The organism is Arthrobacter globiformis (assembly GCF_003261175.1).
Taxonomy (GTDB): Bacteria; Actinomycetota; Actinomycetes; order Actinomycetales; family Micrococcaceae; genus Arthrobacter; species Arthrobacter globiformis_A.
In genome coordinates this window covers 139,839-163,562 of record NZ_QLNP01000063.1, presented here as the reverse complement: position 1 = coordinate 163,562, position 23,724 = coordinate 139,839, and the positions used below count along the sequence as shown (strand labels likewise).

The window sequence follows — 23,724 nt, the reverse complement described above, 5'->3', positions numbered from 1 at the left end:
GTCAGTATTCGGGGAACAGAGGAGCCACGGCGAGAACCTAGACCTAGAAGGAGGACGGTGTACAGCAGTTCTGTGATCCTCCCGGCCCCTCAATCGTAGCCCCTGGGATGCGTGTCCCCCGGCCTACAACTGGTCCTACCCTGGGCCCGCTTGGTGGTCCGGGGGTACGCAGATCCTGGACGCTCGCGCATGCGGCGGCGAACGGTACGGCATTCCTTGGTCCCCACATCGCGCGTTCACTGACCTCCCCTGCCAGCCGCTGCGGAAACGCAAATGATCCTCTTCTCCCTCCTCCGCAGCTCGGCGTGAAGCGCGGGCCAGCATGCGATTCACGTGAAACGTTCCGGCATGCGCCGTTCGACTGATCAGCAGTCGCGCCGGCGCCCATCGCCTTCACTGGGTGACTCGCCCAAAGTTTGGGATTTATGCAGCCATTCCCGCCGAAGGTCCGTGCCCGGCGACAGACAGAAGTTGCGACGCCCAACAACCGTAAGGCTCTGACGAAAGGAGACCATGACGGATCGCAACGGCGTTTAGCACATGCCGCGAGTGGCTGACAGATGTTGCTGCGAATGTGCCCGTGCATACCACTCACCCATCGACTGGATTTCCCAGTCTCTGAATGGGCCTGCGCCGCGAGGACCTATTCGTGGCTTCTGTAAAGGCGAGCCCCGACCGATGGGTGGGATGTGCCGCGAGCTGAGACCGCAGGATCGGTCTGCATCGAGCACGACGATGCCAGCGGGTTGCGCTGAGGCGGAGGCTGTCGCCGGACGAGCTCTGGCACCGGACCGACCAGTTCTGACCGACAGGTGACACAGGCTCCTACACAAGTTTCCGCCCCGGAAGCTAGGTGATAAGCCGGTGGATAAGCATGTGGATAACCTTGTGGGTATCGGGGTGGATATCGTGCTCCCGCTTTCCCCCAGGAGCCGCCTAGAGGAGTTGTCCTGGCCCGCGTGACACCCGAAGACGCTAGGCGCTCACTTGTTGTTTCACGTGAAACTGAAGACTGGTTTCCCGCACACCTGGTTTCGATTCTCCTCCATGTGCTCCACGAGCAGTTCACCGAATCAATATGGTTACCTACACCGCGTTTCACTGCCCGAGCCGGTCCCCGTGCTTGCCGACCGACTATCCGAAAACCGCGACACTCGGCCGGTGACGTGACGTCCCTTGAATAGCGCGCGCTGTGAGGCTCTTCACCGACTGAGCGAATGTGCCGTTGCCTTCCGCCATGCGTTGTGGATAAGCCTGTGGATTCGCCTGTGGATAACACTGTGAATAATGTCATGGTGAGACCTAGTACATGGCGCCCGTCAGCCACGATTCACGCTCGTGGCTCATTTCATTGTCATCGAAGGGACCTGTGTTGCGGTTGCGGAGCAGCTGCAACGAAGGATTTGTACTGTCCGCTGTCGCCCTCTTCGGCGCTGGTCTGACCAGCGAGGGGCCAGTCTAGTAACGTCGATTCCGCCCCAGGCATTCGCTGGTGCCAAGGGGCAGTACAGCAGGGGGTGCCGGGGCCCAGGGGGTCCCTGGTGATTGGGTCATCGGCCGATCGAGGTGGTTAAAAATGTCTCGGCCCTCATGATCGTTGAGCTCCTCATCAAGCAGCAGAAACGCATGCCCCGCAGCACGGTGGTCGAGCCCATGAACCTATGTCGTCTTACCTTCTTCGTCCTGCGTCCTACAGTGCAGAGCCCGTTCGAACAGTTCTGCGCGCAGGATCCCGATCCAAATGCAACGGTCCCTGGAGTGCGGTGCGAATCTCACGAAAGATTGCAGGTCCCATAGGACCCCAGTGAGTCCTCTCTGGGCTGTAGTCGAAACACCGGGAGCATGGGCGGCGCAGTGATGGAGCTCTATTCTGACGTCCTGCGTGGTCTTCGGGCGTGTGCGGTAGCCGCTGGCGGCACTGCCCGTGCGCTGCAGCCAGTATGAACGGCACCACAAAGAAGGGAGTTGCGAGCTGGCCACGGGCTAGCCTTCGCTCGTTCACACTTGATTGCCTTCCGGTTCGCCAGCCGTCGCGCCAGCCGGGGGCCGGAGGCACGCGCTGCACTCATCCCCCTACCGGAAGCCGCGCGGAAGCTATCGTGGCTATGGGCGCGGTTCGGCTCCTCTAACGGTGAGGTCTGCACCGGACGCTGAGGAGCCTAAATGAGACGGCGGTGACGACCCCGCCCTGTGGTCCCTAGAGCTTAACGATGGGGTGATCTTGCTGCTCTCGCTTCCGTGCATAAAGGAAGGCTGGGCACGCACGCATGTGGCTTCCCATACCTGAGACCTAGAGCAGGGCAGCCAAGTCGAAATCCGCCGAAGTCTCAATTCGAATTCCATCGCGCTCCCCCTAGTGGACTCGGTGCCGCGTCTCGTAAGACAGGGGCGGGAAGGGCCAGGCATGGTCGTGGAGTCAGCGGAGGCACGTGGCGCGGATCCCACCGCGATTGTGGTGATGCTACAGATCGAAGGCCACCAGCACTCCACGCGTGGTTTCACGTGAAACCTTGCAACCCACCGGGACATCAGCAGGTCCCTATCAACAGCTGAGCCGACGCGCAGGTCAAGGGGCATCATCCGGCGGCATCCGTGCATGCCCGCTGGTCCCAGATAAGCAGCGGCGGCCTGCGCGCAATTTTAGAGCCAGAAACGTGGCCGATACCTGCATAGCCCCTCGCTTAGGTTGTTCGAGTGGTTACCCGACGCCGGGTGGAGAGGGGCCCCCAATGTTGGGAAGAGGTCGGCTGGTAGCTACGCTTCCGCCGGAGTTTGCCTGCCTTGTTTCACGTGAAACACTGTTCCTGGCGTGCGGGTGCACCATCGTGGTGTAGGTCACGTTTCACGTGAAACTGGCCGGACGATAACTCGTGGCCACGAGCAGCGCGAAATCGGACTCTTAGTCGCGGGACAGACGGGCACTGCATCATAGCCCAATGGAGTGGCCCGGCCCCGTGCATCTGGCCGCCATGCTAGGAGCGCTCCGGATGCTCCCGAGACCGGAAGCTCCTGAGGACATGCCCGGTGGTTTCTTGGTACCGGTGCTGGGCGACTACAGTGGCGGCACGATGAGAAGTGCGCATGATGGTACCGAGTCGACATTTCAACTAACGCCCATTCCGCACTCGGCGTTAAGTGTTAGCAAGGAGGCTGGTGACCGCACTATGATGGTCGGTCCGGACGGACGCTGGCGCCTGCTTTTTTGCGGCGCACCCTCAGTGTTGCCCCGTGGTGGAGTAGGAAGCGGGTCGCGCCGGCGTTCCTAGAAGGGAAGTATTACGTGCCCGTGTGAGCTGAGAGGTCGGGCCGTACCCGGACACTTATCGCGTCCAGTTGGGGTGAGTTTCGTCTTAGCCCTTTGCCTGGGTGCGTTCTGCTCGGCGCGATCTGCCTTATACAGTTGTCATGCGGCCCAACGGCTGCATTGCGGCGTGCGCAATGGCCTACGTTGGGCATGGCCTGCATGCTGCGATTGTGGTGGTCGAGGCGCTTAGGGTGCTGGACGTTGTTGGTGGGGTTCCCGTTTTGGTGAGTGAGGGGCGACGTCGGCATTCCTCATTGGACGGGCACAGGGGGCGACATGGCCGAGACGGTGGTGAGCAGTGTTCGGCTTTGGTTCGTTTGAGCGCCGCCCCGACCGCGAAAGCGGGGAAAGCTCAGCTCTTCTCGCTGGTTTTGCCGTCGACACGGTCATAAGGAGGCAGCCTAGCGCGCACCCTCACCTTTGGGGGGCTGTAAACCTAGAACTTCCAAGGACTCGAACACGAAATCCCGCCCGGCTTACGGTTCATGTTTCACGTGAAACAAGTGCACTGCGTGGCATCCCCTTACTGAGGACGCTCGTGGGATGCCTCGGCGCGCATGCGGTTGCGGCTCTAGATGACGCTCGAGCGTAGTGCTCGTCCAGCGAACGCGGCCCAAGGGCCACCGCGTGGTATCGCTCAACTGGAGAGTGATTCGAGAGCTCACAGGGTAACTACTGGGTACTTCTGTACGCACTGATGTCGTACCCCCAGCGGGCGGCGGGGGCAGACACAGTTGTCTTCCCAGCGCTTGTGCAATGACAACCCCTGTCACGGTCTATTCAATCCGCCCGGGTGGCTTAGACAGTGACGCGTACCTGGCATTTCCCCGTGCGCTAGTGCTCGTCCATGCTGCCCTGCTGAACAGCGGATTTCGCCAGTTTGAGCAACGAGAGTGTCGACAGCGCAGACTGTAATGTTCATCCTGTGCTCTTGTGGACGTGGTGTGGCACCCGCCTCAGGGGGCCCGGAGGTGCGGCTGGTTTCACGTGAAACATCGTCCTCTGGGGCGGCGTGTCCCAGGCAGGAGCCTGGCAGTTCGCACTGGGGCGGGTAGTGTGCCTTCGTCGAGTCCCCCGAATCCGGATCGAGCGCGGCGCGATAAGCCGCGGTTGGCGGCGGTGGGTGCGCAGGAAGCATGAAGCGCGAACGCGGATGTCTGAGGGATTCTCGGCGAGGAACTGCTGTGAACGAGACCGCGAAAGGTTTCCTTCCGTCGCCTGACAGCCCGCAGCGGAAGGCGCTGGCGCAATGGAGGACCCTAGACGCGGCGAATGATGGGCCAGAGGGTGGCGGTGGCCTCCGGTGACTGGCGAGTCGACTGTACCCGGAGCTTGCCCGGCCGTGCAGTGGCCTTGGGCACCTTGCCCAAGATGCCTTACAGAAGGAGCGGGGCCCATGGTTACTTCGTCACCGAGAAATACCTGAGGAACAAAAAGGTGGCCACCACTCCCCTTGGAGTAATGGCCACCCTTTGGGCGGAACCCTGACCAGCGTTCCCGATCAGGTTCCCCGTCCGGCGTCTGGCCTTAGGACAGGACGTCCGCGAACTCCTTTTCGAAGAACTGCTTCGGCTTGGCACCGATGACAGTGCTCTTCACTTCGCCGCCCTGGAACAGGTACACGGCAGGAATGGAGGTGATGCCGTACTCGGCGGCGATGGCAGGGTTGTCATCAACGTTCACCTTGACGACATTGACCTTCTCGCCATACTCAACGGAGATCTCATCAAGGATGGGACCCAGCTTCCGGCACGGACCGCACCATTCGGCCCAGAAGTCAACGATTACCGGCTTGTCGGCGGCGAGTACGTCACTGCTGAAACTTGCGTCTGTTACGTCTTTTGCGTTGCTCATAACCCTTGTCTCTCTCTTCGAATGGTTCTCAGCGCCGGTTAGGCGTGAAGGTCTGCGAGGTAGTGCTCAACATCGATCGCTGCGACACAGCCGGAGCCTGACGCGGTGATCGCCTGGCGGTAGGTCGGGTCCACAACGTCGCCGGCGGCGAAGACGCCCTTGATGCTGGTGCGGGAGCTGCGGCCCTCGACGGCAATGGTCCCGGCGTCCGTGATCTCCAGGCTGTCCTTGACGAGTTCGGTGCGCGGATCGTTGCCGATAGCCACGAAAACTCCGGTCACGTCAAGTTCGGACTCGGTGCCGTCGACCAGGTTCTTCAGCTTCAGGCCGGTGACTTTGTCTCCGCCGAGGACGTCATCGACGGCGGTGTTCCACACGAAGTTGATCTTCTCGTGGGCCTGTGCTCGGTCTGCCATGATCTTGGAGGCCTTCAGCGTGTCGCGGCGGTGGACCACCGTCACGGACTTGGCGAACTTGGTGAGGAAGAGCGCTTCTTCCATGGCCGAGTCGCCGCCGCCGATCACTGCGATGTCCTGGTCCTTGAAGAAGAAACCGTCGCAGGTTGCGCACCAGCTGACGCCGTGGCCTGAAAGCCGCTTTTCATTGGCCAGGCCGAGTTCGCGGTACGCCGAGCCGGTGGACAGAATGATGGCGCGGGAGCGGAAGGTCTCCCCCGTTGCGATGGTGACGGTCTTGATGTCGCCGTCGAGATCCAGGGCGGTGACGTCCTCAAACTGGATTTCGGTGCCGAAGCGCGCAGCCTGCTTTTCGAAGTTCTCCATGAGGTCAGGTCCCATGATGCCCTCTGGGAAGCCGGGGTAGTTCTCGACGTCGGTGGTGTTCATGAGCTCACCGCCCGCGGTGACGGAGCCAGCCAGAAGCAGCGGCTTCAGGTTGGCACGGGCCGTGTACACGGCGGCCGTGTAGCCTGCGGGGCCGGAGCCGACGATGATGACATCACGTACTTCTGACGCGCTGTTTTCTGCGGTGCTCACTGAACGGTGAACCTCTTCCTTTGTCGATGCGCCAGCCTTCCGGCCGGCCACATGGCACAACTGATTGGCAGTGTGGAATATTCCAAACGTGTTTGCAGGCAGCCAAAAACGCCCGTGCCTGCACGAGAACACCGCCACGGGACTTTCCACAAGGGTACCGTCTCCGGCCATCCAGGGCATGCCCGTTACGCCCTGGAGGAACGTGGCCGCTGAACGGCAGTATCCGCTACTTAGGGCTGTGCCCTATTGGGCAGTGTCCTCTACTGGACCTTGATCTCCGCGAGCCGCAGGCCGTAGCCAAAGCGGGTCTTCGGGGCTGCGAGCTTGGGCAGGTTCTTGATCGAGACGATGACGTACTGGGCAGTTACCGGTTCGGCCAGAGGCATGGTGAGGTCAGGCGAGGTGAAGCTGTTGGTTCCCACCTGTTTTGCACCGTCCAGCGAGGGGCGGTCGTTGGTGAAGACCGTGATGTTTCCGCCCGAGGCGCCCAACTGGTTCAGGGTGATCGAGGAGACCTTGGAAGGGGTCTTGAGCTTGACCACCAGGGGGACACCCTCGGGGGCAAGGCCGCCCCAGTCCTCGGTGGCAAACTCCATGTCTGACCAGTAGCTCGCCGCGTTTCCGTCCGACGCCTTGCCGAGGTCGCCGTCGTACGTCGAAGCGAAATCAAAGTTGCCCTGGCGGGTGATCCCCTCGATGGCCGGCGGCCCTGCCGCCGGAGCGGTGCTTTGGGCCGGCGTACCGGTACTCGGCTGGGTGGCAGCCGACGGCGGGGCGGTGGCTCCGGGGGTTGCTTCCGATTGCGGTGCACTCTTGAAGAGGCTGCCGAGGTTGGTCACGGCAAAGATAAGTCCGACGATCAGGACGGCCGCGAGAAGGCCACCAACGAGCCAACGCATGGAACGCGGCTCCTTCTGCGGCTCGTCGTCTTCATCGTCGTAATAGTCGGCTGCGGGAGCAGTGCCGGTGCGGGCGACGGGAGGGAAATTGCCTGCACGGCGGTCCGGCTCGTGCGCGTCGCCGCCCTCGTCGTCATACCCGTCTTCGGGGGCGTAGTCATAGTCGTTCTCGGACCACAGCGACACCTTGGATGAGCCGCGGCCGTCGCCGGAAGCCCCCGCGGAACCTGCTGCCGCCGCACCGGCACCGGCCGCACCGCGCGGGGCGCTTCCGGAACGGTTGTTGTCGCGGTGCAGGAGCGCCTGCTCAACGTTGTCGTGCTGGACGGACTCGCGGCCGGCGTCCTGCTCGTAGCCTCTGTCCGGCTGAACCGGCTGCGGCGCAGTGGTTTCCGGGACGCCCTGCCGGTTTCCCCGCGAACCAGCCGCACCAGCTGCTGCCGCACCAGCCGCACCCGCTGCCGGCCCCGCTACGGGGCGGGCAATCGGAAGCGGCGGCACAACGGGAGCCTTCCGGACTGGCGCTGCGGGTGCCTGCGCAGGAGCCTGCTGCCCGCGGCCCTGCGGAGCCGCTGCCCCGTGGGTGGACCGGCCGCCGGCAGGGGCCGGGGCGGTGGCAGGGTACTGCCCGCCCGGCCCGGACTGGCCTTCGCTGTAGTTGATGTACCCGGCTTCGACCTCGTCGTCTTCGTCGTAGGTTTCGGGTTCGTGGGAGCGCGCCTGGCCGAAGATCTCGCTGCCCAGGGTGTCCGTGAAGAAGGGCTCCACGTAGGGCGGGTTGGAGGCAACCACAAGGTCCAGCAGGTCAGCCGCGGAGGTGTGGTTGGTGATCAGATAGGTCGTGGCGTCGCTGACACCAAGGTCCAAGATCTGCACGTTCCCGGGGCGCTCCCCCGTGGCAACTTCGCGGGCACTTTGAGCCACCTGGTCGGCGTTGTACGGGCCGGCCACCAGGATGCTGACCGAACGGTTCAGCACCTGGTCCACACCGTCCAGCACCAGATCCTGGTCATGCGAGCTCAGCACAGTGGCCGTGACCTTGTAGCGGCCACCAAGTACTGATCCGACATCGATCGGGTGGGACACGTGTTCCTCCTAGCCTGTCCGGGAAATGCTTCTGGCCCTGGCGATGCATCGCCCTGAAAGGCCTCCGGCGCGCCGGCGGACCCGTGGTCTGCAACTACCTTTGTTCCCCCTCGATCCTAGCCGATGCTGTGCAACGGCCGCGGAAGACGGGGCTGACCGGCTCTCTGCCGGGCTACTTTTTCTTCCTCCGCCGTGACGGGAAGTGGGGGTTATGGCCGGGGGATCCCTGGTAGGTTCGGCGGCCCGGGAGCGGGATTTCCCCGCGCAGGGCGTTCCCGCGGGCCGTCCCCGGGACGTCCTCCTCAGGAAGGTAAGCGGCGTCGTCGTAATCTTCCGGTTCCGGCTGCGGGGCGGGCCCTGCGCGGAAGGAGGCGGAATCGAACTCGCCGGAAATCCGGGGAATCAGGCCGGTGTCCGACGAGACCGTGGCGCGTTCCGGCCTCGGACGCCGCAGTGCAGCAGTGCCAGAGGACGCTCCGGCTGCCGAAGGGCCAGTGGCAGCGGGAGCAGCCGCCGGTGCACCGGAATCCGCGCCGGTACCGCGGCCCAGCCGCCCCAGCAGCGGCCGCAGAAGATCGCGCAGCTCGGTGACACGGAACAGCTTCAGCAGCAGCAGGTACACCGCCAGCATCACAGGCCCGACGACGATGATGGTCGCCAAGGCGGCGGGCCGGCTGCTCCAGGCGAAACCCACCGGGCTGTAGCTGCCCATAAGCCACAGCGCACCGACACCCGCGATGGCCGAGCCGAGGGCCGCGTAGCCCATACGGATGTATGAGCTGATGATCCGCGGACCGTCCAAGTGGCCCAGCAGGCGGCGCAGGAAGATGGCAGAGACGACCACCGAGAGGACGTTTCCTGCGGTGTAAAGGACGGCGATGGCGAAAATGATCTGGTCGAACGGCAGGAACTGAATGAAGAACGCGGCCACCACATTGACCAGGGCCAGCACCAGCTGGATGTAGAACGGCGTGCGCGCGTCCTCATTGGCGTAGAAGACCCGGGACATCATGAAGTTGGCGCTCATGAACGGGGTGCTGAGCGCCAGGATGGTAAGGGTCTGCGCCAGCATCACGCCGTCGGTGCGGGCACCGCCGGAGAAGAACATGCCCAAAGGCCCGGCGAGGGCGAACAGCGCCAGCGCACCGAACACCGTTGCCACCGCCATGGTCCGCAGCCCGTGCGACAGGGCTTCGCGGAGCTCCGCACGGTTGCCGTCCTGCGATGCGCGGGTCATCCGGTTGAACAGCACGGTGGCCAGGGAGAGCGCGATGATCGAGTGCGGGAGCAGGTACAGCTGGCTTGCCACTTCCAGGACCGCGTTACCCGGAAGCATGTCGCCGGCGGGGTCGCCGGCCTCCTGCAGCCGGAGCCTCTCGGCTCCGGGGATGGTGGCGATGCGCATGACGTACAGGAACGCGAGCTGCCCGGCAGCTGCGGTCAGAAGTGTCCAAACGCTTAGTCGCGCGGCATGGCCCAGCCCCACCCCACGCCAGCCAAAGCGCGGGCGCAGCCCCAGCTTCAGCCGGAATACCGGGATCAGAAGGATGGCCGTCTGGGAGAGGACGCCGATGGTGGAGAACCCCGCGACGAAGAACGTCTGGGACGCACCCCAGTTATCCAGCGAATGCGGGTTGACATTGTTCGTACCGAAGATCCAGATGAACATGCCAAGGCCGGCAATGGCCACGATGTTGTTCAGGATGGGCGCCCACATGGCCGGGCCGAAGGCACCGTTGGCATTCAGTACCTGCGTCAGCAGCGCGTAGAGGCCATAGAAGAAGATCTGCGGCAGGCACCAGAAGGCGAAGGTAACAGCGAGTGCCTTTTGCTGCGGCGAGTAGCCCTGCGTGGTGAGTTCGATGACAACCGGCGCAAACAGCGTCACCAGCAACGTCAGGGACAGAAGCACGAGAACTGCCAGCGTGAGCAGCCTGCTGATGTAGTCCGCTCCCCTGTCGGGTGCCTTGCTGGCTTTGATGATCTGCGGGACCAGCACGGCATTGAATACGCCGCCGGCCACGAGCAGGAAGATCAGGTTTGGCAGGTTGTTAGCGTTGATGAACGTGTCATTAACAGTCGAGCCCAGGCCCAGCGCCCAGCCCAGCATCCAGGTCTTGCCGAAACCCAGCACACGGGACACCAGCGTCCCGGCGGCCATGATGGCGCTGGAACGGGCCTCGCCGGGCTGCACTGCACTGGAGGCTGCCTCGCTGGCGGGCGCTACACCGGGCGGTGTTTCGCCCGGCTGCGCGGGCTGGTCGGAGGACGGATTGGCTGCTGACATCGTCTTCATCGTCTCACCCGGGCGCTGATATTGCGGCACGCAAGGGGGTACCCGGCAGGCATTGCCGGACGGTCAGAGGTGCTCGGGAAGGACTTCGCGTGCCAGGTCGGCGATGCGGCGTTCATTGGGGAACGAAAGCTTGCGGGCAAGCTCGTGGATGGGAACCCAGGCAACATCAACCGCTTCCTTGTCAGGATCGTTTTCGATGGTGAGTTCACCGCCGGTGGCGCGCAGCAGGTAGTGGTGCACCGTCTTGTGCACGCGGTGCCCGCTGACGGTAAACCAGTAATCGATACTGCCCAGCGGGGCCAGAATGTCACCGTCGATGCCGGTTTCCTCGGCAATCTCACGGACCGCGGCTTCCTCGTTGTTCTCCCGGCCCTCGGGGTGGCCCTTGGGCAGGCACCACTCCAGCCGTCCGCCCCTGTTAAGGCGGGCAATAATCGCTACCCTCAGTTCGTCGTCGGACGTGTCCACCACGACGCCGCCGGCGGAGACCTCCTCGACGGTGGGGAGCGAGGCCGGGGCCGAGTGCGGTGCAGGCGCGACGTGGGCACCGATTGCCGACGGCAACGGTGGGTTCGTCCTCCTGCCGGGAGCGCTCGGTACTGGATGGGCCATGCAGTCCACTCTAACGACTCTTGCCCCGCCGTGATGACCGGGACATGGCTTCCGGGTGGACTGCATGTGACGCGCTTTGCCGGCGCCGTCGCACAATGACGGGATTTGGTGCGGTGGGGGTTGGTTTTCTGACAAGCTTAAGTAACTATGGCGCACGCACATCAAAAGACTGATCTTCACACCGTTGACTTCCAGGTGGACCCGGTGGTGCTGGAGCTCGGGCAGCGGTTTGTGGACGCCGGTCATGAGCTGTCCCTCGTCGGCGGCCCGGTCCGGGACCTCTTCCTGGGCCGCACATCCCCCGACCTCGATTTCACGACGGATGCGACGCCGGACCAGACCGTGGCGCTGATCAAGAAGTGGGCGGACAACTTCTGGGAGATCGGCCGCGCCTTTGGAACCATCGGCATGCGCAAGGCCGGCTTCCAGATCGAAATCACCACCTACCGTGCGGAAGCCTACGACCCCGAGTCCCGGAAGCCCGTGGTGGCCTTTGGTTCCTCCCTCACGGACGACCTGCTGCGCCGCGACTTCACCATCAACGCCATGGCCCTGCGGCTGCCTTCGCTGGAACTGGTGGACCCGTTCGGCGGAGTCCGCGACCTGCACGCCTCCGTGCTGGCCACCCCGGGCGCTCCCGAGGCATCCTTCTCGGACGATCCCCTGCGGATGATGCGGGCGGCGCGGTTTGCGTCCCAGCTGGGGGTGTCCGTGCGGGACGACGTCCGCGTCGCCCTGACCCGGATGGCCGAGCGCATCAGCATCATCTCAGCGGAGCGTGTCCGCGATGAGCTGGTCAAACTCGTGTGCGGGCAGCATCCCCGCGTGGGCATCGACCTGCTCGTGGACACAGGCCTCGCCGAGTTCGTGCTGCCCGAGGTGTCCGCGCTCCGGCTCGAAGCAGACGAACACCACCGCCACAAGGACGTCTACCAGCACTCCCTCCAGGTCCTGGAGCAGGCGGCCGCCCTGGAGACTGATTCCGACGGCGCCGTCCCCGGCCCCGACTTTGTCCTGCGGTTTGCGGCACTGATGCACGACGTCGGGAAGCCGGCTACGCGCCGGTTTGAACCGGGCGGCGCGGTCAGCTTCCGCCACCACGACATGGTGGGGTCCAAACTGACGACGAAGCGGATGAAGAACCTGCGCTTCGACAACGACACCATCAAGGCAGTGGCCCGCCTCGTGGAACTGCACATGCGCTTCTACGGTTACGGCGACGCGGGCTGGACCGACTCGGCCGTGCGCCGCTACGTGACCGACGCCGGGCCCCTGCTGGAGCGCCTTCACCGCCTCACCCGCTCCGACGTCACCACGCGCAACCAGCGCAAAGCTGATCGCCTGTCCTTTGCCTACGATGACCTCGAATCCCGGATTGCGGCCCTCCGCGAGCAGGAATCCCTGGAGGCGGTCCGTCCGGACCTGAACGGCGCCGAGATCATGGCCCTGCTGGACCTCAAGCCCGGGCCCGTCGTGGGCAGGGCGTACAAGTTCCTGCTGGAGGAACGGATGGAAAACGGCCCGCTCGACCCGGCCGACGCCGAGTCCAGGCTCCGGGCCTGGTGGGCCGAGCAGCCCGAAGCCGTTGCCCTTGCTACATCTGAGTCTCCCGAGTCTTCCGGCTCTCCCGCCGACGTCGAATCTTCCCTAACCGAGGAGTCCAAGTGAACGCCGCCAACATCGCCCGACCCCAGCTCTGGATCCTGCGGCACGGTGAAACCGAATGGTCCAAGAGCGGCCAGTACACCGGGCTGACGGACCTGCCCCTGACGGTGGAGGGTGAGCAGCAGGCGGTCGAGGCGCGCAGGATCCTCGACAGCGTTGATTTCGATCTGGTCCTGACCTCGCCGCTGCGCCGCGCCCGGCGCACCGCGGAACTCGCCGGTTTTCCGGATGCCGTCCACGAACCGCTGGCCGTGGAATGGGACTACGGCGACTATGAGGGCATCAGCTCGGACCTGATCCGCAAGGACAACCCCGACTACCTGATCTGGACGCACGGGGTTCCCAACGGCGAAAAGCTGCATGATGTGGCTGCCCGGGCAGACAAGATCGTGGCCCGGGTCCTGGAGTCAGGGCTGGACAACGTGCTGATTGTGGCCCACGGCCACTTTTCCCGCATCCTCACCGCCCGCTGGCTCGAACTCGAACCTGAAGAAGGCCGGCACTTCATTCTGGGAACAGCAAAAGTCTGCACCCTGGGCTGGGACAAAAGAACACCTGCCATTGTCCGGTGGGGCCTGTAAAACGTACCTTTGCATTTGTTTTTCGGATTTCTCGGAAAATAAGTAGTCAACCAGATCATTCCTGGTGTACTTTTATTCCTGACCCCAGAGCGATCTGCCAGGGTCATGGCGCACGTTGTCCGGCCAGTCAGCCGGCACCGGCAGAGCAGAAAAGGAGGTTGGGAAAATGATTACTTTGACTAGCGGATGGAAGATGACTATCACCGCGTTCCCGACCCTCGTTGCTGACCCGCGCCCTCTTCACGGACTCGCCCGAGCCTAATCCTGACGGCCCTGCCGGTCTCCCCCATGTAATGGGAGAGCATGCGGGCCAGCGGCAAACCATTCTGCCGCTTTCTCAGAACCTCTGACGCAGGCGGTCTGCCGTAGCGGAACCACGCGGTCGCGCAGCTCCCCCATAGTTCGGAACCCTGCTTCCTGTTGGGTTTGCCGCGCTGCCGTTTCGCGGGCCAATACCGCTTTTCGGATTCCATTTCCCTACCGGGCATTTCTTTGCCTTTTTGACGGCCATTTATTTGCGTTCCCGAATGGCTCTAATTGCCGCGCCCGATTCTTTTCATCACTTTCTGAAGGGAGGTGAAAAAACTATGCTCCGCAAACTTCAGGAGGTTTTCTCCGACCGCGGTTCCAGCGGTGATGCCGGCCTTTCCGGCTCCGAGTCCGTAACGGTCCAGCAACCACAGTTCGACGGCCAGCTGCTGGACCAGAAACGGGAGGACGTCTACGTGCTCATGCATCAGCAGATGAGCGGTATGCGCTGAACTGAGGGCCAGGGACCCACCGGTAAGCTCGAGACCATGCAGGAGACACAGCCGCCGCCCGATCGAAAGCTCGCGCGCCTGGTGGTGCCGACCCGCAGCGACCGGCTCCTGCGCAACTTCACCGAGCTCATCGGCGGCCCCCTGGGCCGGCGGTCTGCCCCGGGGGTGGTTGCGCCCGGCTTCTTCACAGTGGAACGCGTGCTGATCATCCTGACCGTGCTCGCCGCCCTCGCTGCCATCGCCGTCAAGGATTACTGCCGGGTGAACGGCTGGGAGACGCCGTCGCAGTTTTACGCGACCTGCTATTCGGACTTCCCGGAGCTGTTCCGCAACCGGGGCCTGGGCGACGGGGCCTTTCCGTTTTTCACACCGGATGCCTTTTTCGAGTATCCGGTCCTGATGGGCCTGATTGCCGGCATCACGGCCCGCCTGGTGCCCGGCGAGGGAGTCACCGACGCCCGCATCCTCGGCTACTTCGATGTCAACGCCACCCTGATTGCCGCAGTCTGGATTGTCACCGTGCTGGCCACGGCGCGCATGGCCCGCCGGCGGCCCTGGGATGCAGCCATGGTGGCCCTGGCGCCGGGCATCGTCCTCGCCGGAGTGATCAACTGGGACATGTGGGCTGTGGCAATGCTGGCCCTCGGCATGTACTTCCTCTCCCGGGATCGGCTGGTCCTGGCCGGCGTCCTGATCGGCCTGGGGACTGCCACCAAGCTCTATCCCGTCCTTGTTTTCGGCGCCATCTTCCTGCTGGCCCTGCGCACAGGGAAGATCCGTGCCTTCCTCGTCCCGGCAGCCTCCGCCGCCCTAGCGTGGCTCGCCGTCAACCTGCCCATTGCGGCGCGGGACCCGGCCGGCTGGAAGTACTTTTTCGAGTTCACGCAGGACCGTCCCGCCGGCTACAGCTCGCCCTGGTTCGCGTACAACCTGGTGGCCGGTCGGGTGCGCTGGACGCTCCTTACTCCGGAGGCCATCAACACGCTGGCCCTGAATGTGTTCCTGCTTGCATGCGTCCTCATTGCAGTCCTGGCCCTGACCGCCCCGCGACGGCCGCGGATTGCGCAGCTGACCTTCCTGATCGTGGCGGCCTTCATCCTCACCAATAAGGTCTACTCGCCCCAGTTTGTCCTGTGGCTGGTGCCGCTGCTTGCCCTCGCCCGGCCGAAGTGGCGTGACTTCCTGGTCTGGCAGGGCATCGAGGGGCTGCATTGGGCCGCCATCTGGATGTATCTTGGCCAAGTGACCAGCGGCGGCGTATCACAGCACAACATCGACATGCCCTACTACGTCCTGGCCGTGGCCGCCCATATGCTGGCAACCGCATATCTCATGCTGCGGGTCGCCTGGGACATCTGGGACCCCCGCTACGATCCGATCCGGCGGCACGCCATGGACGACCCTCACGGCGGTCCCTTCGATAACGCCCCGGACAGGCTGCGGATCGATCTGCTCCGTCCCTCTGCGTCCCTGGTTCCGTGGCGGACGGTGGTCCGCGATGCCTGACGTCGCCGTCGTTGGTTCCGGACCTAACGGACTAGCCGCCGCCGTCGTCATGGCGCGGGCAGGACTGAAGGTGCACGTTTATGAGGCCGCGGACCAGCTCGGCGGGGGATCCCGGACGTCCCAAGTCATAGCGGAAGGGCACTGGCACGACGTCTGCTCGGCCGTTCACCCGATGGCACTGGCCTCACCCTTTTTCCGGGCCTTCGAACTGGCACGGCGGGTGGACCTGCAGCTTCCGCCGGTGCAGTTCGGCTCCCCGTTGGATGGTGGCCGCTCCGCCCTGGCATACCGGTCGCTTGACCGGACCGCCGACGAACTGGGCCGGGATGGCCGCGCCTACCGCAGGCTCGTCGCTCCGCTGGTGCGGCATATTGACGGGATTGTGCAGACGACGTCCGACCAGTTGCTGAGGGTTCCCGGCCACCCGCTGGCCGCCGCCATTCTGGGTCTGCGGACCCTCGAGCAGGGATCCCTGACGTGGAATTTACGGTTCCGGGAGGACCGGGCGCCGGCCCTTGTCAGCGGTGTGGCAGCCCACGTCGTGGGGCGCCTGCCCTCACTGTCCGGGGCGGGGGCCGGCCTGTTACTCAACGCTTTGGCGCACAGCGGGGGCTGGCCCATTCCGGTGGGCGGGTCGTCCGCGATCGCCGAAGCGATGGCCACAGACATCGAAGCCCACGGCGGCGTGCTGCAGAAGGGATTCCGCGTCACGTCGCTGGCGGAGCTCGAGCCGGCGAAGGCGGTGCTGCTGGACGTTGCGCCTCCCGCCCTCTCACGCATCGCCGGCAGCCGCCTGCCCGCCTCCTACCGCCGCGCGCTGGAGTCCTTCCGGTTCGGCAACGGTGCGTGCAAGGTGGACTTCATCCTGTCCGGGCCCGTTCCGTGGACCGCTGCGGAACTGGCAGGGGCCGGGACGGTGCATGTGGGAGGCACACGGGCGGAGATGGCCGAGGCGGAGAACGCCGTGTCCCAGGGCCGGCACCCGAAGCGTCCCTACGTCCTGGTTTCGCAGCCATCCGTCGTTGACGCCGGCCGCGCGCCGGAGGGCAGGCACATCCTCTGGACCTACTGCCATGTCCCTGCGGGGTCCGCGGTGGACATGGGCCAGGCCGTCATGGACCAGCTCGAACGCTTCGCGCCCGGGTTCCGTGACCTGGTAGTGCGGCACAAGGTCACGACGGCGGCGGAACTGGCCGCCTACAACGAGAACTACGTCGGCGGCGACTTCAGCGCCGGCCTCCTGGATCCCCGGGGCCTGATCCAGCGTCCGGTCGTCTCGCCCGTTCCATGGCGCACTCCCGCTCGCGGCGTATATCTCTGCTCCTCCTCGACGCCGCCGGGACCGGGCGTCACCGGCATGCCCGGGTTCCACGCGGCGAAACACGCGCTCATGGACATATTTGGGTTGGACGTCCCTGCCCTTGGCCTTTAGCCGGCGCTTCTCCCACAAGCCCGAACAGGTGTCGCTGTGGCGTGGCTGGCGCCGGCTGGCCGCCGGGGGATAATAACGCGGTGGGGAACACTAAAAAACTTTCACTTGTCCTTGCCGGTCTCCTACTGAGCGGCTCACTGGCGGCCTGCGACGATGGCCGCGGCGGCGCGGAAGCAGCGGCGAAGCAGCTGGCCTCCGCCGTCGCTGGCCTGGACCTCCGCCCGGTGGCCTTCGACGGCCGCGACTCGGCAGTGGCCAACGACCAGCTCAACCAGGTCTTCAGGGCGCTGGCGCCGGCCAAGCCCTCCGTCGAAGCGGGCGAGCTGACGCTCGACGGGGACACCGCCCGCATCCCGCTGAACTACAGCTGGAAGATTTCCACCGGCGAGTGGAAGTACACCGTCTCAGCCGACCTCCGGAAGTCCGGGGACAAGTGGCTTACCGTCTGGTCCCCCGGGCTGCTCGTCCCCAACCTCGCCGAAGGGGAGATTCTCAGCAAGGCCACCCAGTCGTCCCCGCGCGCCGACATTCTCGGTGCCGGCAACCAGAAGCTCGTGACTTTGCGCCCGGTGGTCAAAGTTGGCATCGACAAGCCCCAGCTGGCCGGCGCCGATGCCGCGGATTCCGCCACCAAGCTCGCCAAGCTGGTGGGCGTGGATCCCGCGGCCTACGTGCAGCAGGTGGCGGCGTCCGGCGCGGAAGCGTTCGTTCCGGCCATCACCCTGCGCAACACCAGCGACCGCGCCGTGACCGATGCCGAGATCGAGGCGATTCCGGGGGGCAGGGCAATCCCGGACGAACTGCCGCTGGCACCCACACGGAACTTCGCCCGGGCTGTCCTCGGCACGGTAGGCGAAGCCAGCGCCGAGCAGATTGAAAAGTCCAACGGGACCCTGACCGCCGGTGACGTGATCGGCACCGGAGGACTCCAGCAGCAGTACGACGCCCAGCTCCGCGGCACGGACGGCACCGTCGTCCGGGTGCAGCGGGCCGATCTGACCAGGGAAGAGATCCAGGCCGCACCCACGGACCCACGGCGCACCGTCTTTGAGGTGCAGGGCGTTGCCGGCACGCCATTGCAGACCACCCTCGACACGAAGCTGCAGCAGCTCGCCGAGGACACCCTGGCCGACGTCAAGCCCGCGTCCGCCATCGTGGCGATCCGGCCGTCGACGGGAGCGGTGCTGGCCGCCGCATCCGGACCCGGAAGCAACGGCTACAACACCGCCATGCTCGGCCAGTACGCGCCGGGATCCACCTTCAAGGTGGTGGACTCCCTCGCCATGATGCGCAACGGATTCACCCCTGATTCCACCGTTGAATGCACGCCCACGCTCACCGTCGACGGCAGGAAATTCAAGAACGCCGAGGGCTATCCCAAGGACTCCCTCGGATCCGTGACCCTGCGTGACGCCTTCGCCCACTCCTGCAACACCGCCTTCATTGCCGCCCGGGACAAGGTCACCCAGGCCCAGCTGGAGTCCGCCGCCACCTCACTGGGGGTGGCCGTGGAGGCACCGAAGCTGGGCGCCGAGGCGTTCCTTGGCTCCGTTCCTGGCGAGGCCGAGGGTACCGAACACGCGGCCGCCATGATCGGCCAGGGCCGGGTGCTGATGTCACCGCTGTCGGCGGCCGTGATGGCAGGCTCGGTGGCGAAGGGCTCGCCCGTGTCCCCGGTCCTGGTAGAGGAGACCGCTCCGGCAACGTCGTCGGCCAGCCCGGCGCCGACCCCGGAAGGTTCCGCCCCGTCGTCGACCGTCACAGCGGAAGCCCCGGCCAAGACCGCCCAGACGCCCGTCACCAAGGCGGAGGCCGCGGCCCTCGCAGACATGATGCGGGCGGTGGTGACTTCCGGCCACGCCGGATTCCTGGCCGAGGTCCCAGGCGAACCCGTCGGTGCCAAAACGGGAACCGCTGAGTTCGGCAACGCCAACCCGCCCAAGACACACGCCTGGATCATTGCCGTGCACGGGGACCTTGCGGTTGCCGTGTTTGTTGAGGACGGCGGGCTCGGCGCCACCACCTCCGGCCCGCTGCTGAAGAAGTTCCTGACCGCCGCCGGCTGACGCTTACGATACCTGGACAAAAACTCCGGCGGGCGGGGCGTGGGAGAATTGCCCGGTGGCCCATATTGACGTTTCCGGCATTGATTACTTCCTCTCCGACGGCACCCAGCTGCTGAACGGAGTGACCTTCAAGGTCCCGGACGGCACCAAGACGGCGCTGATCGGACCCAACGGAACGGGCAAAACCACCCTGTTCCGCATCATCTCCGGCGACCTGACCCCGGATGAAGGCGTGATCGGCCGCTCCGGAAACATGGGCATCATGCGGCAGTTCGTGGGGCAGGTCCGGGACGACTCCACGGTCCGCGACCTCCTCGTATCCGCCGCGCCTCCGGCGCTGGCGGACGCGGCCCGCGCAGTGGATGAGGCGGAGCTCGCCATGATGGAGCACGACGACGAGCCCAGCCAAATGCGGTACGCCCAGGCGATCGTCGACTGGGGAGACGCCGGCGGGTACGACGTCGAGACCGTCTGGGACGAGGTCTGCATGGCCGCCCTGGGCCTGCCCTTTGACCGCGCCCAGCACCGCCGCGCGTCCACGCTGTCCGGCGGCGAGCAGAAGCGGCTGGTGCTGGAGGCGCTCTTCGCCGGTCCCGACGAACTCCTGCTCCTCGACGAACCGGACAACTACCTCGACGTCCCGGGGAAGCGCTGGCTCGAGGACAAGCTCAACGAATCGAAGAAGACAGTCTTCTTCATCAGCCACGACCGGGAGCTGCTGAACAACGCCGCCGGCCGCATCGTCACGCTCGAGCCGGGCATCAACGGGGCCGGGGCATGGATCCACGGCGGTGGCTTCGGCTCCTACGTCGAGGCAAGGGCGGACCGTAACGCGCGCTTCGAGGAGCTGCGCAAGCGCTGGGACGAGGAGCACGCAAAGCTCAAGGAACTCGTCAACATGTACAAGAACAAGGCCGCCTTCCGCTCGGACATGGCCAACCGCTACCACGCAGCCCAGACCCGCCTGGCCAAGTTCCTTGAGGTCGGGCCGCCGGAGGCCCTGCCGATCGAGCAGAACGTCCAGATGAGGCTCAAGGGCGGCCGCACCGCCAAGCGCGCCATCGTGGCCGAAAAGCTGGAGCTGACCGGCCTCATGAGGGCCTTCTCCACCGAGATCTGGTTCGGGGACCGGGTGGGCGTGCTGGGCTCGAACGGCTCCGGCAAGTCGCACTTCCTGCGGCTGCTCGCCACCGGCGGCACGGATCCGGAGCGGGAACACCTTCCGGTGTCCGACGTCGAAATCGCCGAAGTGCCCCACGAGGGCACCGTGAAGCTCGGCGCCCGTATCCGGCCGGGGTTCTTCGCGCAGACCCACGTGCGGCCCGACCTGATGAACCGCACTCTTCTCGAAATCCTGCACCGCGGGGACGAACACCGTTCCGGCCTGGGCCGCGAAGCCGCCGCCGGGGCACTCGACGGCTACGGGCTGGCGGGACAGTCGGAACAGAAGTATGAGTCGCTCTCCGGCGGCCAGCAGGCGCGGTTCCAGATCCTGCTGCTGCAGCTCTCCGGTGCCACCCTGCTCCTGCTGGACGAGCCCACCGACAACCTCGACCTGCACTCGGCCGAGGCGCTGGAGCGGGCCATCGACCACTTCGAGGGCACGGTCCTGGCCGTCACCCACGACCGCTGGTTCGCCCGCACCTTCGACCGCTTCCTGGTCTTCGGCTCCGACGGCAAGGTGTACGAGTCCGCCGAACCCGTCTGGGACGAGAAGCGGGTGGAGCGCGCCCGCTAAGAGCGGACGCTCTCTCACTTCCTGCACGTTTGGGGCGACGCTCTCGCACCCGATGAGAGAGCGTCGATCGATTTGCTGCAGGAAGTGAGAGAGCGTTGGTGGTTGGTTAGAGTTGTCGAATGACCTCAACCCAGCAGCTCGCCGGCCGGCGGGTCTCCGCCGCCGCCCTGGCAACGTTCATTATTTTCGGTGCCAACGGCCTGGTCTTTGCGAGCTGGGCAGCCCGCATTCCCGCTGTCACCGAGATCCTGCGCATCTCGTCAGGCCAGATGGGGACCCTGCTGCTTTGCACCGCCGTCGGATCGCTGATCGCGCTTCCCACCGCTGGGCACGTCATCAACCGGATCGGCACCGCCAACACTGTCCGGGCCAGCGGCTTCCTCGCCGCACTGGCGGGTGTGGGAATCGCCGCGTCTCTCCTCGCTGAGTCGGTGCCCGGAACCGCCGCCGCGCTCTTTTTCTTCGGCATCGGCATCGGGCTGTGGGACGTGTCCCAAAACGTTGAGGGGGCCGAGGTCGAGCACCGGCTTCGCAAGACGGTCATGCCCAAGTTCCACGCGGCCTTCAGTGGCGGAGCCTTCCTGGGTGCCCTGGTCGGGGCAGGCCTGTCGGGGCTGGGGGTTGGCCTGCCGCAGCACCTGCTGGTCATCGCCGTTTCGGTAGCTGTGCTGACGTTCGTGGTCCCCCGCTACTTCCTCCCCCACACCGCCCCTGAACAGCCCGCCGACGGCGAAGCCAAGGCGGCCCGCGGACCCTCGGCATGGCGGGACGGCCGCACCCTGCTGATAGGCGTGGTGGTCCTCGGTGCCACCCTGACCGAGGGGGCGGGCAACGACTGGATCGCGAAGGCGTCCGTGGACGGCCTGGGAACCTCCGAGTCGACCGGCGCCCTGCTTTTCGCACTCTTCGTGCTGGCCATGACCGCCATGCGCTTCTTCGGCGGCACCGTCATCGACAAATACGGCCGGGTGGCAGTGCTCCGGGGAAGCATGGCCGCCGCAGCGGCCGGCCTGGCTCTGTTCGTATTCGCCGGAAACCTCTGGCTGGCCGCTGTTGGAGCAGCGCTGTGGGGAGTGGGGGCTGCCTTGGCGTTTCCGATGGGCATGTCGGCCGCGGCGGACGATCCGCGGCACGCGGCGGCCAGGGTGTCGGTGGTTTCCACGATCGGCTACGTCGCCTTCCTGGCCGGGCCCCCGCTGCTGGGCTATCTGGGGGACCTGACCGGAATCCACCTGGCACTGCTGGCCATCGGCGTGCCTATCCTGGTCGCCCTGCTGCTCGCCGGCGCCGCCAAACCGCTTCCCGTCAGGGAATGACCCGCTCCGGGACAGAAAGCGGCAGTAGCGGGATCACATCCTTGTACCGGGCGGTAGGGTGGGGAAATGCGACGAATGCTGCGCCGCGGACCCGGTTGGGTCGCCGCCCTCGACCGCACGCTGATGCGGGCCGTCTCCGGCTTTCCGGGCGGGCACCATGACACATTTTTCCGGCGGCTCTCGGCTTCGGCCAACAAGGGAAAGCTCTGGTTTGGTGTAGCGGCCGTGGCCGCTGCCATTCCGGGACGCACCAGGCGCGCGGCGGTCCACGGACTGCTGGCACAGGGGGTGGCCTCCGCCGTGACGAACCTCGTTTTCAAGACCCTGCTTCCCCGCGCCAGGCCGCTGCCTGAGCATTTGCCGGTCTTCCGCTTCGTCCATCCCCAGCCCACCAGTTCGTCCATGCCGTCCGGGCACTCGGCCTCGGCGGTGGCGTTCGCCCTGGGCGCCGGAATGGTGCAGCCGGTGCTGGGAGCCGTCGTGGCTCCCGTGGCCGCGGGCGTTGCGTACTCCAGAGTGCATACAGGCGCCCACTGGCCTTCGGATGTGCTGTTCGGTTCCGCGATCGGGGCCGGCGCAGCCCTCGTGACGAGGAAATGGTGGCCGGTGCGGGCACCCATGCCCGCCACCTCCAGGAGACGCGTAGAGGCGGCCAAAGTGCCTCACGGGGAGGGTCTGAGCATCGCTGTGAACACTTTGGGCGGCTCCTTCACCGAGGAAACTGCAGCGGCACTGAAGGAAGTATTCCCGCTGGCACATATAACACTCATGGCGCCCGAGGACGATGTTGCCCAGCGGATGGCGGAAGCGGCCACCATTCCGGGCATCCGGGCGCTCGGGGTGTGGGGCGGGGACGGAACTGTGGGCACAGCCGCGGCGGCCGCCGTCGAGCATGATCTTCCGTTGCTGGTGCTGGCGGGCGGAACCCTTAACCACTTCGCCCGGGACGTCGGCACGCCCTCCCTGGTGGAGGCGGTAGCCGCAGCGGAAAGCGGCGAAGCGGCACTGGCCGACGTCGGTGCCGTCGCAGTTGAACGCGGACTCGCGGACGATCCCGAAAAGGTGGAGCTCATCATGCTCAACACCGCGAGCATCGGGCTGTACCCGAACCTGGTGCGGCGCCGCGAACAGCTGCAGCCCGCCCTGGGAAAGCCGCTCGCCGGCGTCGTGGCGATGTTCCGGACCTTCGCGGTGGAGAAACCGATTACGGTGATCGTCAATGGCGTCCGGCACAGGCTCTGGATCATGTACCTGGGCCGCGGCCGCTACTACCCGAGGGACCACGCCCCGCTTGTCCGGCCGGTGCTGGACGACGGCGTGCTCGACGTCAGGATGATGACCGCCGATGAGTCCTTCGCCCGGCTGCGCATGCTGTGGTCCGTGCTGACCGGCACGGTGGCGACCTCCCGGATCACCCACCTCGCCGAGGCCACCCGGGTCCGCGTGGAATGCGGCACCGCCCCCATGGTGCTTGCGGTGGACGGCGAAGCCATGCCCGGCGTCCGGGCCGCGGAGTTCACCCTGAAGCGGGCCGCCCTGCGCTACTACTCACCGAGGGAAGACAGTTGAGGGCCTCATCCCACCGGATGACGCCCGGACACCCTGATTGGCCC

Annotated in this window: 14 protein-coding genes; 9 read left to right on the top strand and 5 right to left on the bottom strand. The window is 65.5% G+C overall.

The window, feature by feature from the left end:
- Nucleotides 1–4,831: 4,831 nt before the first annotated feature.
- From trxA to DBZ45_RS06690, 5 genes are all read right to left on the bottom strand, one after another.
- Nucleotides 4,832–5,158, bottom strand: a complete 327-nt coding sequence (trxA, locus tag DBZ45_RS06710) for a thioredoxin (RefSeq protein WP_111903149.1) — start codon at nt 5,156–5,158, stop codon at nt 4,832–4,834.
- A gap of 38 nt (nt 5,159–5,196) precedes the next feature.
- Nucleotides 5,197–6,153, bottom strand: a complete 957-nt coding sequence (trxB, locus tag DBZ45_RS06705; protein ID WP_111903148.1) for a thioredoxin-disulfide reductase — start codon at nt 6,151–6,153, stop codon at nt 5,197–5,199.
- Between the two features lie 260 nt (nt 6,154–6,413).
- Nucleotides 6,414–8,138: an ABC transporter substrate-binding protein gene (locus DBZ45_RS06700; protein WP_111903147.1), complete on the bottom strand. Its 1,725-nt coding sequence runs from the start codon at nt 8,136–8,138 to the stop codon at nt 6,414–6,416.
- 172 nt (nt 8,139–8,310) lie between these two features.
- Nucleotides 8,311–10,425 (bottom strand): murein biosynthesis integral membrane protein MurJ, encoded by a 2,115-nt coding sequence (murJ, locus tag DBZ45_RS06695; RefSeq protein ID WP_111903146.1) that lies wholly within the window; start codon nt 10,423–10,425, stop codon nt 8,311–8,313.
- A 72-nt stretch (nt 10,426–10,497) separates the two neighbouring features.
- Nucleotides 10,498–10,998, bottom strand: coding sequence for an NUDIX hydrolase (locus tag DBZ45_RS06690; RefSeq protein WP_003800186.1), 501 nt, complete (start codon nt 10,996–10,998; stop codon nt 10,498–10,500).
- 195 nt (nt 10,999–11,193) lie between these two features.
- On the opposite strand from DBZ45_RS06690, the gene DBZ45_RS06685 reads away from it, so the two are divergent.
- From DBZ45_RS06685 to DBZ45_RS06650, 9 genes are all read left to right on the top strand, one after another.
- On the top strand, nt 11,194–12,714 hold the full coding sequence (locus tag DBZ45_RS06685) for a CCA tRNA nucleotidyltransferase (protein ID WP_111903145.1): 1,521 nt from the start codon (nt 11,194–11,196) through the stop codon (nt 12,712–12,714).
- Nucleotides 12,711–13,292 (top strand): histidine phosphatase family protein, encoded by a 582-nt coding sequence (locus DBZ45_RS06680; protein WP_102972578.1) that lies wholly within the window; start codon nt 12,711–12,713, stop codon nt 13,290–13,292. The genes DBZ45_RS06685 and DBZ45_RS06680 overlap by 4 nt, the downstream gene beginning before the upstream one ends.
- 587 nt (nt 13,293–13,879) lie before the next feature.
- On the top strand, nt 13,880–14,053 hold the full coding sequence (locus DBZ45_RS22905) for a hypothetical protein (protein ID WP_190243043.1): 174 nt from the start codon (nt 13,880–13,882) through the stop codon (nt 14,051–14,053).
- 36 nt (nt 14,054–14,089) lie between these two features.
- The gene (locus tag DBZ45_RS06675) at nt 14,090–15,559 is read left to right on the top strand and encodes a glycosyltransferase family 87 protein (RefSeq protein WP_190243042.1); all 1,470 of its coding nucleotides are present in this window, start codon (nt 14,090–14,092) and stop codon (nt 15,557–15,559) included.
- On the top strand, nt 15,552–16,991 hold the full coding sequence (locus tag DBZ45_RS06670; protein WP_111903144.1) for a phytoene desaturase family protein: 1,440 nt from the start codon (nt 15,552–15,554) through the stop codon (nt 16,989–16,991). Before DBZ45_RS06675 ends, DBZ45_RS06670 begins: the two co-directional genes overlap by 8 nt.
- 80 nt (nt 16,992–17,071) lie before the next feature.
- Nucleotides 17,072–19,057, top strand: coding sequence for a penicillin-binding transpeptidase domain-containing protein (locus tag DBZ45_RS06665; protein WP_111903143.1), 1,986 nt, complete (start codon nt 17,072–17,074; stop codon nt 19,055–19,057).
- A 55-nt stretch (nt 19,058–19,112) separates the two neighbouring features.
- Nucleotides 19,113–20,795: an ABC-F family ATP-binding cassette domain-containing protein gene (locus DBZ45_RS06660; RefSeq protein ID WP_111903142.1), complete on the top strand. Its 1,683-nt coding sequence runs from the start codon at nt 19,113–19,115 to the stop codon at nt 20,793–20,795.
- Nucleotides 20,796–20,914: 119 nt separating this feature from the next.
- On the top strand, nt 20,915–22,111 hold the full coding sequence (locus DBZ45_RS06655; protein WP_111903141.1) for an MFS transporter: 1,197 nt from the start codon (nt 20,915–20,917) through the stop codon (nt 22,109–22,111).
- A 66-nt stretch (nt 22,112–22,177) separates the two neighbouring features.
- On the top strand, nt 22,178–23,680 hold the full coding sequence (locus tag DBZ45_RS06650; protein WP_111903140.1) for a bifunctional phosphatase PAP2/diacylglycerol kinase family protein: 1,503 nt from the start codon (nt 22,178–22,180) through the stop codon (nt 23,678–23,680).
- Nucleotides 23,681–23,724 lie beyond the last annotated feature (44 nt).

Excerpts from the sequence above, each read along its gene's own strand:
- DBZ45_RS06675 (WP_190243042.1), top strand. The coding sequence starts at position 14,090 with ATGCAGGAGACACAGCCGCCGCCCGATCGAAAGCTCGCGCGCCTGGTG.
- DBZ45_RS22905 (WP_190243043.1), top strand. The coding sequence starts at position 13,880 with ATGCTCCGCAAACTTCAGGAGGTTTTCTCCGACCGCGGTTCCAGCGGT.
- DBZ45_RS06650 (WP_111903140.1), top strand. The coding sequence starts at position 22,178 with ATGCGACGAATGCTGCGCCGCGGACCCGGTTGGGTCGCCGCCCTCGAC.
- DBZ45_RS06655 (WP_111903141.1), top strand. The coding sequence starts at position 20,915 with ATGACCTCAACCCAGCAGCTCGCCGGCCGGCGGGTCTCCGCCGCCGCC.
- murJ (WP_111903146.1), bottom strand. The coding sequence starts at position 10,425 with ATGTCAGCAGCCAATCCGTCCTCCGACCAGCCCGCGCAGCCGGGCGAA.
- DBZ45_RS06670 (WP_111903144.1), top strand. The coding sequence starts at position 15,552 with ATGCCTGACGTCGCCGTCGTTGGTTCCGGACCTAACGGACTAGCCGCC.
- trxA (WP_111903149.1), bottom strand. The coding sequence starts at position 5,158 with ATGAGCAACGCAAAAGACGTAACAGACGCAAGTTTCAGCAGTGACGTA.
- DBZ45_RS06685 (WP_111903145.1), top strand. The coding sequence starts at position 11,194 with ATGGCGCACGCACATCAAAAGACTGATCTTCACACCGTTGACTTCCAG.